At 40.7% G+C, this 12,908-nt stretch carries 16 protein-coding genes; 11 read left to right on the forward strand and 5 right to left on the reverse strand.

The features are described from left to right. Positions 1-5 precede the first annotated feature (5 nt). The 11 genes from EW142_RS02760 to hisIE all read left to right on the forward strand — a co-directional run bounded on the left by EW142_RS02760 (position 6) and on the right by hisIE (position 8,999). Positions 6-821 (forward strand): prohibitin family protein, encoded by an 816-nt coding sequence (locus EW142_RS02760; protein WP_130609332.1) that lies wholly within the window; start codon positions 6-8, stop codon positions 819-821. Between the two features lie 201 nt (positions 822-1,022). Then, complete coding sequence (hisG, locus tag EW142_RS02765) at positions 1,023-1,880, forward strand: ATP phosphoribosyltransferase (RefSeq protein WP_130609335.1); 858 nt, start codon at positions 1,023-1,025, stop codon at positions 1,878-1,880. Beyond that, a complete protein-coding gene (hisD, locus tag EW142_RS02770) occupies positions 1,880-3,166 on the forward strand; it encodes a histidinol dehydrogenase (protein ID WP_130609338.1) in 1,287 nt (428 codons plus the stop codon). The genes hisG and hisD overlap by 1 nt, the downstream gene beginning before the upstream one ends. Continuing rightward, positions 3,163-4,209, forward strand: coding sequence for a histidinol-phosphate transaminase (gene hisC / locus EW142_RS02775; protein WP_130609341.1), 1,047 nt, complete (start codon positions 3,163-3,165; stop codon positions 4,207-4,209). The genes hisD and hisC overlap by 4 nt, the downstream gene beginning before the upstream one ends. Next, entirely contained in the window at positions 4,209-5,345 is a 1,137-nt protein-coding gene (gene hisB / locus EW142_RS02780) for a bifunctional histidinol-phosphatase/imidazoleglycerol-phosphate dehydratase HisB (protein WP_130609344.1), read from the forward strand. Before hisC ends, hisB begins: the two co-directional genes overlap by 1 nt. After that, positions 5,346-5,927, forward strand: coding sequence for an imidazole glycerol phosphate synthase subunit HisH (hisH, locus tag EW142_RS02785; RefSeq protein ID WP_130609347.1), 582 nt, complete (start codon positions 5,346-5,348; stop codon positions 5,925-5,927). Next, positions 5,924-6,343 carry a GNAT family N-acetyltransferase gene (locus tag EW142_RS02790; RefSeq protein ID WP_205783212.1) on the forward strand — a complete coding sequence of 140 codons (420 nt, stop codon included), beginning with the start codon at positions 5,924-5,926 and terminating at the stop codon, positions 6,341-6,343. The genes hisH and EW142_RS02790 overlap by 4 nt, the downstream gene beginning before the upstream one ends. Then, complete coding sequence (locus EW142_RS02795) at positions 6,344-7,129, forward strand: 1-(5-phosphoribosyl)-5-[(5-phosphoribosylamino)methylideneamino]imidazole-4-carboxamide isomerase (RefSeq protein WP_130609349.1); 786 nt, start codon at positions 6,344-6,346, stop codon at positions 7,127-7,129. It abuts the gene before it with no gap. After that, entirely contained in the window at positions 7,116-7,634 is a 519-nt protein-coding gene (locus EW142_RS02800) for a DinB family protein (protein WP_130609352.1), read from the forward strand. The genes EW142_RS02795 and EW142_RS02800 overlap by 14 nt, the downstream gene beginning before the upstream one ends. Then, positions 7,634-8,389 (forward strand): imidazole glycerol phosphate synthase subunit HisF, encoded by a 756-nt coding sequence (hisF, locus tag EW142_RS02805; protein WP_130609355.1) that lies wholly within the window; start codon positions 7,634-7,636, stop codon positions 8,387-8,389. Before EW142_RS02800 ends, hisF begins: the two co-directional genes overlap by 1 nt. A 10-nt stretch (positions 8,390-8,399) precedes the next feature. Continuing rightward, positions 8,400-8,999, forward strand: a complete 600-nt coding sequence (hisIE, locus tag EW142_RS02810) for a bifunctional phosphoribosyl-AMP cyclohydrolase/phosphoribosyl-ATP diphosphatase HisIE (RefSeq protein ID WP_130609357.1) — start codon at positions 8,400-8,402, stop codon at positions 8,997-8,999. Between the two features lie 22 nt (positions 9,000-9,021). Here the strand turns inward: hisIE and EW142_RS02815 are convergent, their stop codons facing one another. From EW142_RS02815 to EW142_RS02835, 5 genes are all read right to left on the reverse strand, one after another. Further along, on the reverse strand, positions 9,022-9,744 hold the full coding sequence (locus tag EW142_RS02815; RefSeq protein WP_130609360.1) for a GIN domain-containing protein: 723 nt from the start codon (positions 9,742-9,744) through the stop codon (positions 9,022-9,024). Positions 9,745-9,905: 161 nt separating this feature from the next. After that, the gene (locus EW142_RS02820; RefSeq protein WP_130609363.1) at positions 9,906-10,571 is read right to left on the reverse strand and encodes a hypothetical protein; all 666 of its coding nucleotides are present in this window, start codon (positions 10,569-10,571) and stop codon (positions 9,906-9,908) included. Between the two features lie 62 nt (positions 10,572-10,633). Then, on the reverse strand, positions 10,634-11,698 hold the full coding sequence (locus tag EW142_RS02825; protein WP_130609366.1) for a hypothetical protein: 1,065 nt from the start codon (positions 11,696-11,698) through the stop codon (positions 10,634-10,636). Positions 11,699-11,711: 13 nt separating this feature from the next. Continuing rightward, positions 11,712-12,248, reverse strand: coding sequence for a hypothetical protein (locus tag EW142_RS02830; protein WP_130609369.1), 537 nt, complete (start codon positions 12,246-12,248; stop codon positions 11,712-11,714). Continuing rightward, positions 12,248-12,787 (reverse strand): RNA polymerase sigma factor, encoded by a 540-nt coding sequence (locus tag EW142_RS02835; protein ID WP_240740144.1) that lies wholly within the window; start codon positions 12,785-12,787, stop codon positions 12,248-12,250. The genes EW142_RS02830 and EW142_RS02835 overlap by 1 nt, the downstream gene beginning before the upstream one ends. Positions 12,788-12,908: the final 121 nt, after the last annotated feature.

The raw sequence follows: 12,908 nt of genomic DNA on the forward strand, positions 1-12,908 counted from the left end.
TATGTATGGATAAATTACCAAAAATTGGATTGCCCATCATTGTTGCGGTGATTCTTATTATTATTTTAATTTCTAAATCAGCGGTTACCATTGGTTCTGGAGAGGCCGGGGTATTATATAAAACGTTTAGTGATGGGGTAGTTACCGACAAACCACCATTGGGTGAAGGTTTTCACTTGGTTGCTCCCTGGAACAGAGTGTACATATATGAGGTAAGGCGACAGGAGATTTTTGAAAAAATGAAAGTGTTGTCCTCAAATGGTTTGGATATTCAACTGGATGCCTCTGCATGGTATCAACCAAACTATAATGAATTGGGAAAATTACACCAAGAAATTGGTGAGAACTATTTGCAGCGAATCATCTTACCTACCATCCGATCGGCAGCCCGTAGTGTAGTGGGACGGTATACACCAGAACAATTGTATTCCAGTAAACGGGATGCCATTCAAGCGGAGATTTTCGAGGAAACCAAAAAGATTGTGGAAACCCAACATATTCTTTTGGATGATATATTGGTAAGGGATGTCACACTTCCTCCTACAATCAAGGAAGCCATTGAGCGTAAATTGAAGCAAGAGCAGGAATCCCTCGAATATGAATTTCGTTTGGTTACCGCTCAAAAAGAAGCAGAACGCCAACGTATTGAAGCACAAGGAAAGGCAGATGCCAACAGAATACTTAGTGCATCATTGACTGATAAGATCCTGCAGGACAAAGGTATCGAGGCCACACTTAAATTGTCACAGTCGCCAAACGCAAAAGTAGTTGTGGTGGGGTCTAGTGGCGATGGATTGCCCCTCATTTTGGGAAATAACTAATTAGCATTTTTTTGATAAAAAAATAAATTCTAATTTTACAACAGAATGAGAAATCAAAACACACATCATCATTTTTATACTTGCACTCAAGCGAGGTAGAAATGTATTGACGTCTGTGAACTATATTTTAACCCGTTTGAGAAATCAAACGGGTTTTGTTTTTAAGTTCGTTTGGTTTCTTGGCATAATTTGAAAAAGAAAATGAGCAAAATTCGAATTGCGGTCCAAAAGAGTGGTAGACTCAATGAAGACTCGCTGAAAGTCTTAAAGGACTGTGGAATTTCAATTGACAACGGAAAAGACCAGCTGAAAGCCACGGCCAGAAACTTTCCTTTGGAAGTTTTTTACCTACGCAACGGAGACATCCCTCAATATCTTAGAGATGGAGTGGTGGACATTGCCATAATCGGCGAGAACGTTTTGGTTGAAAAAGGGGTGGATATTGCCATTGTGGAAAAACTGAATTTTTCAAAGTGCAGGGTTTCCTTGGCGGTTCCAAAATCGATGGAGTATTCTTCAGTAAAAGATTTTGAGGGTAAACGTATTGCCACCTCTTATCCCAACACCGTGAAATCTTACTTGGAATCAAAAGGAGTAAATGTTGATTTGCACATTATCAATGGTTCGGTAGAAATAGCCCCCAATATTGGTTTGGCCGATGGAATTTGCGACATTGTGTCCAGCGGAAGCACTTTATTCAAGAACAATCTCAAGGAGGTGGAAATTATCTTAAAAAGTGAAGCAGTCCTTGCAGTCTCTCCGCTGATTTCCGAAGAACGAGATGCCATACTACAAAGACTTCGATTCCGAATTAATTCCGTTTTACAAGCACGGAATCACAAATATGTACTTCTCAATGCACCTAATGATAAATTGGATGAGATAATTGAAATCCTTCCGGGAATGCGTAGCCCTACGGTTTTACCATTGGCCCAAGAAGGATGGAGCTCCGTGCACACGGTAATTAATAGGGATACCTTTTGGGAAGTGATTGACGAATTAAAACAAGCAGGCGCCGAAGGGATTCTGGTATGTCCAATCGAAAAAATGGTACGCTAATGCAACGAATACGTTACCCTAAAAAAGAAGATTGGAGCGAAATTTTACGCCGGCCCACCCAAACCGTTAAGGATATTGAATCCATCGTGGAAGCTGTTTTCAAGGATGTTGAACAAAGGGGTGACGAGGCAGTAATGGACTATACCCAACAGTTCGATAAGGTACGCTTGGATTCGATACAGGCTACTCAGAAAGAAATAGAAGCTGCATCGAGTCAAGTCTCAGCTGAATTAAAGCATGCTATTCAACTAGCAAAAGGTAATATTGAAAAATTTCACAGTGCCCAAAAATCGGAGAAGGTGGAATCCGAAACAATGCCCGGTGTAAAGTGTTGGCAAGAAAAGCGGCCCATTCAAAAGGTAGGATTGTACATTCCTGGAGGAACCGCCCCCTTATTTTCAACCATACTCATGTTGGCAGTTCCGGCAAAAATAGCTGGATGTGAAGAAATTGTTCTATGCACCCCACCCAATGAGAATGGACAGATAAACCCTGTGATTCTATACACGGCCCAATTGTGTGGCGTTTCCCAAATTTTTAAAGTAGGGGGGATTCAAGCTATTGCAGGGATGACTTTTGGTACCGATACTATTCCAAAAGTGTATAAGATTTTTGGACCAGGTAATCAATATGTAACAGTTGCCAAACAAATTGCCACCAAATATGGAGTGGCTATAGATATGCCAGCAGGCCCCAGTGAACTGCTCGTTGTCGCCGATGACTCTGCCAACGCAGCCTTTGTAGCCTCAGATTTGTTGAGCCAAGCAGAACATGGAGTGGATAGTCAGGTTATTTTGGTTTCAACCTCAGAAAACTTCATTTCGGAGGTATCCAAGGAAATTGAAGCGCAGTTGATAGATTTGCCGCGAAGGGAAATTGCGAAGCAGGCCATTGCCAACAGTAGATTGATTTTGGTGCAGGATGACAATACAGCTCTCGCTTTAATAAACGAATACGGTCCGGAACACTATATCGTCTGTGTTGAGAACGAGGAATTTTATATTCAGAACACAATAAATGCAGGTTCTGTTTTTATTGGGAATTATACTCCTGAAAGTGCTGGGGATTATGCCTCTGGAACCAACCATACTTTACCTACCAATGGCTACGCCAAACAGTACAGTGGTGTAAATTTGGACAGTTTTATGAAGAGCATGACATTTCAAAGAATCACAGAGGAAGGAATTCAAGGAATTGGTGAAGCCATTGAGTTAATGGCGGAAGCCGAAGGGCTTCAAGCCCACAAGAATGCTGTGACCCTTCGTTTAAAAAGTTTGCAAGAATGACAGCTTTCGATATTAACGATTTGGTCCGTGAGAATGTAAAGCGGTTGAAACCTTACTCTTCCGCAAGGGACGAGTATGTTTCTGACGGCTCAAAAATGATTTTTTTGGATGCCAATGAAAATCCTTATGAAACCGGATTAAATCGCTATCCCGATCCTCAACAGCGAAGTTTGAAAACGCTTTTGGCAGAGCAGAAACAGATTTTGGAACAGAATATACTGCTAGGAAACGGGAGTGATGAAGTACTTGATTTAATTTTTCGTGCCTTTTGTGAACCCAACCAAGATAATATAATCACTTTGCCACCAACCTATGGCATGTATAAGGTTTTGTCCGGCATCAACGCCATTGAAAACCGAGAGGTGTTTCTCACCAAAAATTTTGAACTGGATGTACCCAAGATTTTGGATGCAATAGATGATAAAACAAAAATTATTTTCATTTGCTCTCCTAACAATCCAACTGGAAACACTTTTCAAAAGGAAAAAGTCAAACAAATATTGGAGAATTTTAGCGGACTTGTGGTAATTGATGAAGCGTATATTGATTTCTCGAATAGCGACAGTTGGTTGTCTGCTCTCCAGGAATATCCAAACCTGATAGTTACCCAGACAATGTCCAAGGCATATGGTATGGCCGGCATTCGATTGGGAATATGCTATGCTTCTATGGAGATTATCGCTGTCCTAAATAAAATAAAACCTCCTTATAACATAAATCAATTGACGCAGTATCAGGCGCTGAAAAGGGTTTTAGATGATACTATGGTGCAAGAGGAAGTGACACAGATTTTGGAAGAACGAAAAAAATTGATCGACAAGTTGAAGGGAATTGGTTTTGTTCAAAAAATTTATCCTACTGACGCGAATTTTGTATTGGTAAAAGTGGATGATGCAAATAGGAGGTATGAGCAATTGTTACAATTGAACGTGGTAGTTAGGAACAGGAGCAATCAACCCCTTTGTGAAAATACATTGCGATTCACGATTGGAACTCCAGAAGAAAATCAACAGTTAATGGCCCTTTTAAATAAAATAACGTAATGGGAAAAAAGGTACTTTTTATTGACAGGGATGGCACAATTATAAAGGAAACAGCAGATGAACAGATTGATTCCTTTGAAAAAATCAGCTTTTACCCAAAAGCATTCACCTATTTAGGGAAAATTGCCAAGGAACTGGACTTCGAATTGGCCATGATAACCAATCAAGATGGTCTGGGAACGGAAATTTTTCCAGAAGAAACGTTCTGGCCTGTCCATAATTTCATTTTAAAGGCTTTTGAAAACGAAGGCGTGGTCTTTAATGAGGTTTTTATAGACAGGACCTTCCCGAAGGACAACGCGGACACGAGAAAACCAGGCACTGGACTTTTGACCCAATATTTTTCTAAGGAATATGATTTGGGGAATTCCTTTGTCATTGGTGACCGTCTCACGGATATAGAATTAGCAAAGAACTTGGGTGCAAAAGGAATTTATATCAACGATGAAACCCATTTGGGAACTAATGAAATTACTGTAAAAAGGGAAGAACTTGACCCCCACATAGCTTTGGAAAGCAATGATTGGGAAAAAATTTATGAGTTCTTAAAACTGGAAAATAGAACAGCCTCCATCGCAAGAAAGACCAACGAAACGGATGTGCAGATTTCCTTAAATCTGGACGGAACCGGGAAAAGTAAAATAGACACGGGACTGGCATTCTTTGATCATATGTTGGACCAATTGGCGCGTCATGGGCAGATGGACCTCCAGATAAAGGTCAAAGGAGATTTACAAGTAGATGAGCACCATACCATTGAGGATACGGCCATTACCTTGGGAGAGGTTTTTGCAAAGGCTCTGGGCAACAAAATGGGAGTAGAACGATACGGGTTTTGTTTGCCCATGGATGATTGTTTGGCTCAGGTCGCACTCGATTTTGGCGGAAGAAATTGGTTAGTTTGGGAGGCTGAGTTCAACCGGGAAAAGGTAGGGGACATGCCCACTGAAATGTTCCTGCATTTTTTCAAGTCGTTTTCTGATGGAGCCAAGGCCAACTTGAACATTAAGGCAGAAGGCACCAATGAGCATCACAAGATTGAAGCTATTTTCAAGGCGTTTGCCAAATCCATAAAAATGGCGGTGAAAAGAGATGTCGAAAAGATGGTGCTGCCATCCACCAAAGGAATGCTATAAATGAAAATTGTAATCATCGATTATGGTGCGGGGAACATCCAAAGCATCAAATTTGCGATAAGGCGATTGGGTTACGAAGCAACACTCAGTGACAATCCCGAGGAAATAAAACAAGCAGGTCGTGTTATTTTTCCTGGGGTTGGTGAGGCAAGTTCGGCCATGGCCAAGTTACGGGCAAGCGGGTTGGACCGTCTTATACCCCAACTAACCCAACCTGTTTTAGGTATCTGTCTGGGCATGCAACTCATGTGCAAGGGTTCAGAAGAAGGGAATACCAAAGGCTTGGATATTTTTGATGTGGATGTGGTGAAGTTCCCAGAATCGGTGAAAGTGCCGCAAATAGGCTGGAATGAAATTTCAAACTTAAAGTCGGGCCTTTTCACATCTATTACAGAAAATTCACATATCTATTTGGTACATAGCTATTATGCACCTACATGCGAAGATACCATAGCCGTTTCGGAATATGCCTTGCTCTATAGTGCGGCCCTTGGCAAGGATAATTTTTATGGAACTCAGTTTCATCCTGAAAAAAGTAGTTCGGTAGGGGCCCAAATTCTGAAAAACTTTCTAGAGTTATGACCCCAATGAAGGTTTCAATTTCCACGGATAAAGGTAAAATGGATATTGGGTTGATTCATGAGTACCTTTCCAAGCAATCCTATTGGGCCAAAGGTAGAAGCTATGACCTCGTGGAAAAATCCATGGCTAACTCCCTTTGTTTTGGTGCATTTGATGAAAACGACAAGCAAATAGGTTTTGCCAGAATTGCTACTGATTATGTGGTTTTCGCATGGCTAATGGATGTTTTTGTAGTGGATGATTGTAAAGGGAAGGGCATTGGTAAACAGCTGTTACAAGCTATACTCGAACACCCGAACCTTACCCCAGTAAATGGCATTGGATTGCGAACAGAAGATGCCCATGATTTTTATGCGAGTTTTGGGTTCGAGGAAATACCCAAACCCAACACCTGGATGTTAAAAACGAAGAGCTAGATGAGAATCATACCCGCAATAGATATCATTGATGGTAAGTGTGTGCGCTTGTCAAAAGGGGACTATGCCACCAAAAAAGTTTATAACGAACACCCATTGGAGGTGGCCAAAGAGTTTGAAGCCCATGGCATTGAGTATCTTCATTTGGTGGATTTGGACGGAGCAAAGTCGAAACACATTGTCAACCATAAAATTTTGGAAACCCTTGCCTCAAAAACAAAACTCAAGATTGACTTTGGAGGGGGACTAAAGACCGATGAGGATTTGCGTATTGCGTTTGAAAGTGGCGCAGAGCAGATTACTGGAGGCAGTATTGCTGTAAAGGACAAAACGACCTTTTTGGGTTGGCTCAAAAAATACGGTAAGAACAGGATCATATTGGGTGCAGATGCCAAGGATGAAAAAATTGCGGTTTCAGGCTGGCAAGAGGAGTCAAATTTGGAACTTGTTCCTTTTGTCAAAAACTATCAAAGTGAAGGTGTCCATTATGTGATTTGTACGGATATCAGCAAAGATGGCATGCTGGAGGGACCTTCTTTTGACTTGTATAGCAAGCTATTGAAAAAAACGAAAAAATGGGAGACGCGAATAACAGGAAGCGGTGTTGAAGATGTAGAGATAAACGGAATAGCCCTGATTGCCAGTGGGGGAATTTCCCATTTTGATGAACTGCAACAATTGGCCGATTTGGGCTGTGAAGGTACCATCATAGGTAAAGCTATCTATGAAAATAGAATCAGTTTAAAACAGCTAGAAGATTATATATTGAACCATGGAGTACTCTAAGACCTTTCAAATGGAGTTTGTGGCACAGGCTATTTATCGCATGGAAGAGAGCTTGCGAATGGTAAAAAAATGCATGGAACAGCTTTCAGAAGATGTGATTTGGAAAAAACCAAATGCGGTTATGAACAGCATAGGCAATCTTATTCTTCATTTGTGTGGAAATATAACCCAATACGGCATTGCTTCCTTAAGGAAGATAGAAGACAAACGGAACCGGGATGAAGAATTTGAGGTACAAGATGGTTATAGCAAAGCGGAACTTATGGAAAAATTGGAATACACGGTAAGAGAAGCAACAAATGCCTTTAGGGAAATTGAACCTGAGGAATTTTTACGAAAAAGAAAAGTTCAAGGGTTTGAGTTTTCAGGAATTGGAAACATAGTTCATGTAGTAGAGCATTTTTCATATCATACGGGTCAAATTGCGTTGTGGACCAAATTACTAAACAATCAAGACCTTGGATTTTATGATGGAATTGATTTAACCGTTAAAAACGATACATAATGCTCACAAAACGCATTATACCCTGTTTGGATATCAAAGACGGACGCACTGTCAAAGGGATAAATTTTGTAGACCTTCGAGACGCTGGTGACCCTGTTGAACTGGCGGCGCTTTATGCGGAAAAAGGTGCAGACGAATTGGTGTTTCTTGATATTTCGGCTACAGAGGAAAAGCGAAAAACATTGGCCGATTTGGTGTATCGAATAGGAGAAAGAATCAATATTCCGTTTACGGTAGGAGGGGGAATTTCATCAGTTGAAGATGTTGATATCCTTCTGAAAAATGGAGCGGATAAGGTCTCAATCAACTCTTCAGCGGTTAAGAACCCCCAGCTTATCAATGATTTGGTTGCCAAATTTGGTTCACAGTGTATTGTTGTGGCCATAGATGCCAAGGAGATTGAGGGCGAGTGGAAGGTTCATTTGGTGGGAGGTAAGGTACCTACGGATGTTGAACTATTTGAATGGGCCAAGGAGGTAGAAGAACGTGGGGCCGGTGAAATTCTTTTTACATCAATGGACCACGATGGCACCAAAAATGGTTTTGCCAATAAAGCTTTGCGCAGGCTCTCACAAGAGGTGAACATTCCAGTGATTGCTTCAGGTGGAGCTGGAAACATGAAACATTTTCTCGATACTTTTGTTGATGGTCAGGCAGATGCAGCTTTGGCGGCCAGTGTATTTCACTTTAAGGAAATTGAGATAAAGGATTTAAAAGAATACCTTGAGCATGAGGATATTCCCATGCGATTATAAAAAAGAAGACATGAACCTGAATTTTGATAAGAGTCCCAATGGATTGATTCCAACAATAATTCAAGATGCCACTACAAAAACTGTTTTGATGCTGGGATATATGAATCATGAGGCTTTGAAAAAGACGGAAGAAACACAAAAAGTCACCTTCTTCAGCCGAAGTAAAAACCGACTGTGGACCAAGGGCGAGGAAAGCGGGAACTACCTGCATTTGGTAGACATACAAGAAGACTGCGATTCCGATACGCTTTTGATTCAAGTAAATCCCGAAGGTCCCACTTGTCACAAGGGAACCGATACATGTTGGGGAGAAAGTAATGAACAGAACTTTGGCTTTCTTTCAAAATTGGAGGAAATCATTGCTTCCAGAAAGGAAAATAGCCAAGACGAAACCAGCTATGTTGCTTCGCTTTTCAGAAAGGGCATCAATAAGATTGCCCAGAAAGTAGGGGAGGAAGCGGTGGAAACGGTTATTGAAGCCAAGGATAATGATGACTCCCTTTTCTTGAATGAAAGTGCGGACCTACTTTTTCATTACCTAATACTTCTAAAAGCAAAGGGATTTACCTTGAATGATGTGGTTGTGCTTTTGAAAAGTCGGCACAAGTAACTGCAAGCAAACAGCAAACAATTTAATCGCGTTTGTTTATTCTGGCATCTCCAGATAATCGTTGACGAACGATTTCTGCTTCGCCCCGATAGTTCAATTCACTGTCTCCAGTGGCATTCACATCGATGGTATTGGCAACCGAAAGAAAAGCAATACTATCCCCGCTCAGCGTTAGAATAAGATCCTCAATGGATAAATCGTAATCCCTTAACTCACTATCGCCACTTAAATCCGCATTCAATCTGCTGGCCTCTCCAAATACATCCACTTCAGAATCTCCGTTGATGTCTATTAAGAGGTTGTTTGTATCTACTTCCCCCAAGAAGCGACTGTCTCCCAAAACATTTATCGAAACATTTGTGGAAAGCAGGACATTTTCCAATTCAACAAAGGAATCCCCCGAAATGCGGTAGCTGGAAATGTTTTGCGTAGTGATATATACTTTTAAAGTGGCATTGCCACGAATACTCACTCTATTTTCCAATTGTACTCTTAACCGATTTTCGCCTTTTGAAACGATGATTCTATCTTGAACGTTGGTATTAGCCTCAACTGTAATGCTCTCCTCGGTATCCGAAAACCGAACGAAGACATCGAAATCACCTGAAACTTCCAGTTCATCGAAATCCGTAAATGAATATTCCCGGGTTGAGACTTCATTGGAAACTTTGATTGATTCCGTGTCGCATGAAGCCAATAAAAAACCAGTGGCCAACACAAGGCCATATATTATGTTTGTTTTCATTTGATTTATGTTTAAAGTTGTTTATCCTATTCGTATTGGTACCCAATTGAAGTGGATGGGAAACCAATTCTCTTTGTCGTCTTTGGTAAATACGACCTCATTTTTTGAGTAAACTATTTGGGTCTGAATAGCTGATGGCCGTTTTTTTCTTCTGTTTTTCATCAGTCCAATTGTTTTTTATAGCGGTTTCTACCCATATTAAAAATGCCCAGTTTGATACCAATTTCAGTACTAAAACCATTGATTCGGTCTATAGGACTGTCGGTCAATTCAATTTTACTGGAGAATCGATATTTTACCCCAGCTTCTATTTGCGCGTATCTCGAAATATTAAAAAGAGCGCTTACTCCAGGTTCCAATACAAAAACTGCATCCAAATCATCATCATCAAAGTCGAAATCCTCCTCGTTTTCCACAATATCGCGATCCACGTACCCTACAGCACCGCCACCAATGAAAAAGGGAAAGGAGAGGCTAACGGCTGATTTTCCAAAGAGGATGGGTTCTAAATGAAATCCTGCGTAACCTGCAAATAAATCATCGTTGTCACCACTTCTAGGATTAAAAATGTTTTGTCTGGAATACAGTCCTTTGGCCAAAAACCCTACTTCGAACTGCTGATTGGCCACATAGGCCACCTTAAAGCTTCCGATGTAAGTGTCCTCTCCTTCAATTTCGCCATACCCAATACCTATGCCCATGTACACGCCGTGCACTACATTTCTACGGTCGTTAAAGGTTATGTAATTCCCTTCATCGTCTTGCGCTTTTAATACAAGTGAGAAGAGAAAAAGAAATACAGGGATTATTATTTTTTGACTGTTCATTATTATAGGCTGTTTTGATTGATTTCCTTTAAAGACAATGGAATTTTTAAAGGGTTGCACTTTCACAAAGATTTTTCACGTATAGTCACAATTCCTTTAATTCCATTAATAGTTATGGTCCCTTCTTTGCCTTTGCCATAGGTGGCTTCAATTTTTCTAAGCTTTCGACCTTTGTCCAACATATCAGATTTTACATTTTCAAAAGATTTGGGCAATCGGACCACTCCTTGTTCTATCGTTGCATTAAATCGATGAGAAAAATCGGTCACGGTCAAACTAATGTCGGAAGACTCTTGTTCTATGGCAATATCGGTCTCTTGGCCCTTAATCTGGGTAACCTTAAAGTCCGAAATCTTCATGGTTAAATCGACACCTCCGGTCAAGCGTTCCAAATTCAGGGTACTGAATTTTAGATTCCCGTAAATTGCACCCACTTCTGTTATGGTAAGGTCATCTTTATTGGAATAGATTTCCAAGGTATTTACCGAACCCAGTTGTATTTCGGTGCCGCTACTGTTCAATCGCAGATTTTTGGAGTTTTCCATGTCCAATTCGCCGTTCTTTAGGTTTAAACTGGCATAATTTAGGTTTCGCGCTCTGACTTTACCAAACTTTAAAAGGATGTCAGCCTTGTTCAAGTCATCATTCAACCAAAGGTTACCATGCTCAATCAGAGTACTTAATTCTCCACTCCATCCTTCAATAACCAAATCACCAAACCGGTTGGTCACTTTAAGTTCCGCTTTTTTTGGAAGAAAAACTTCATAATCAATTTGTACTCGGCTCCGGTCAATATCAATAGGATTGGTGCGGTTAAACAAATCGGCAAACCAGCCAGTATTCTTGTTGGAAATCTCCGAAGTGATGGAAACATAGCCACTACTTGATTTGAATTCTGGGTTTATCCTTCCTAACAAATCTTGGGCATTATCTCGTCTTCTATGGTTTACCTTAACATCGATTTTAACCAAAACTTTATCTTGTTCCCATCCTGTCACAGTGATGTTGCCATATTTGTTTTCCAACTCCAGCTCACCTGAATTGGTAAGTGGAAAACTTTTCTCAATGGTTTTGGATACCCTTTCCTGGGCGGTACTTATTAGTACCGAGAACAGTGTAAAGGCCATCCACAGGAGTTTTTTATAATGTATAGCCATAATCTTCATCGGGTTTTTTAGCATCGTTTATTTGGCGTAATAGATTTTCAATGAGTTCAATACGTTTTTTGTAATTGGCCACGATGGCCTCAAGCACGCGCTCATTGTCAAGGTTTTTTCGCATCTCTTTGCGAAGAGTCTCGTATTCGGCATCGAGTTCATCCATAAAGGACAAAAACTCTTGCTTATCCATTTCAGAGAGATTGGGATTGTCCTGTACCAATTGTACTTGGTACGACACCAAGCTTTGATAGTGCATGTCTATTTCCAGTAATTCTTCAGAGACAAATTGGTTTTCCATGGTCGTCCTTGGTACTAGCAAAAAGCCCATGGTAGCAATACCCAATACTACTGCTACACTGGCAGCAATTCGAAGTAATGGGCGTTTCCAAAGTGGAATTACCTTAGTTTTTGGTTTGTGCAACTCTTCGGAGATATTCGCCCATAATTTGTCGCGATTCGCTTTGTGCTCATCAAATTGCGCGGTGTTTTCCCGAATATGCTTTTCAAAATTGTCCATTACAATTCGCTTATGATTTCCAATAATTTTTTCTTTGCCCTGTGATATTGTGATTTTGAGGTACTGGTCGAAACCCCAAGTATTTCCCCAATCTCCACATGGTCATAACCCTCAATCAAATACAGATTAATTATCTGTTTGTATCCGTTCGGCAATTTTGCGATGCCCATCTTTACCTTCTGTAGATCAACAGCATCGGCTTCAATGGGCTCTTCGTCCGCCAAATGAAACTCGTGTGCCTCCATCGGCACTATAGCGACACGTTTGGTCTTTAGGTAGTTGATACTTTTGTTAATGACAATTCGTTTAAGCCAAGCACCAAAACTGCTTTCATACTTAAAACTGTGCAGTTTTTTAAAGGCGTCCACAAAACTGTCCTGTACAACATCCTCTGCATCTTCCTTATTACCCAAAAACCGAAGCCCAACGTTGAACATGGCGTCTACATACAGGCTATACAGTTCGTATTGCGAACTGGGATTGCCGGTCTTGCACTGTTCGACCAGGGTTTGATGTGTAAATCGAATGTCGGTTTCCAAAGGTTAAGGTTGATGCCTTCTGAGTTAAAGACAACAACAAAAGTAAAGGGTTGCACATGCTTAGAAAAAGTTTTGATCAGGATTAAAATTTCATCTTGAATGCAACCCTTAATTTTTTCAC

This window comes from Flagellimonas allohymeniacidonis (assembly GCF_004296335.1).
GTDB classification, from domain to species: Bacteria; Bacteroidota; Bacteroidia; order Flavobacteriales; family Flavobacteriaceae; genus Flagellimonas; species Flagellimonas allohymeniacidonis.

Coding starts and splice junctions, on each gene's coding strand:
- EW142_RS02825 (WP_130609366.1), bottom strand. CDS start 11,698: ATGGCCTTTACACTGTTCTCGGTACTAATAAGTACCGCCCAGGAAAGG.
- hisG (WP_130609335.1), top strand. CDS start 1,023: ATGAGCAAAATTCGAATTGCGGTCCAAAAGAGTGGTAGACTCAATGAA.
- EW142_RS02800 (WP_130609352.1), top strand. CDS start 7,116: ATGGAGTACTCTAAGACCTTTCAAATGGAGTTTGTGGCACAGGCTATT.
- hisIE (WP_130609357.1), top strand. CDS start 8,400: ATGAACCTGAATTTTGATAAGAGTCCCAATGGATTGATTCCAACAATA.
- hisB (WP_130609344.1), top strand. CDS start 4,209: ATGGGAAAAAAGGTACTTTTTATTGACAGGGATGGCACAATTATAAAG.
- hisC (WP_130609341.1), top strand. CDS start 3,163: ATGACAGCTTTCGATATTAACGATTTGGTCCGTGAGAATGTAAAGCGG.
- EW142_RS02830 (WP_130609369.1), bottom strand. CDS start 12,248: ATGGACAATTTTGAAAAGCATATTCGGGAAAACACCGCGCAATTTGAT.
- hisF (WP_130609355.1), top strand. CDS start 7,634: ATGCTCACAAAACGCATTATACCCTGTTTGGATATCAAAGACGGACGC.
- EW142_RS02790 (WP_205783212.1), top strand. CDS start 5,924: ATGACCCCAATGAAGGTTTCAATTTCCACGGATAAAGGTAAAATGGAT.
- EW142_RS02815 (WP_130609360.1), bottom strand. CDS start 9,744: ATGAAAACAAACATAATATATGGCCTTGTGTTGGCCACTGGTTTTTTA.
- EW142_RS02795 (WP_130609349.1), top strand. CDS start 6,344: ATGAGAATCATACCCGCAATAGATATCATTGATGGTAAGTGTGTGCGC.
- EW142_RS02820 (WP_130609363.1), bottom strand. CDS start 10,571: ATGAACAGTCAAAAAATAATAATCCCTGTATTTCTTTTTCTCTTCTCA.
- hisH (WP_130609347.1), top strand. CDS start 5,346: ATGAAAATTGTAATCATCGATTATGGTGCGGGGAACATCCAAAGCATC.
- hisD (WP_130609338.1), top strand. CDS start 1,880: ATGCAACGAATACGTTACCCTAAAAAAGAAGATTGGAGCGAAATTTTA.
- EW142_RS02760 (WP_130609332.1), top strand. CDS start 6: ATGGATAAATTACCAAAAATTGGATTGCCCATCATTGTTGCGGTGATT.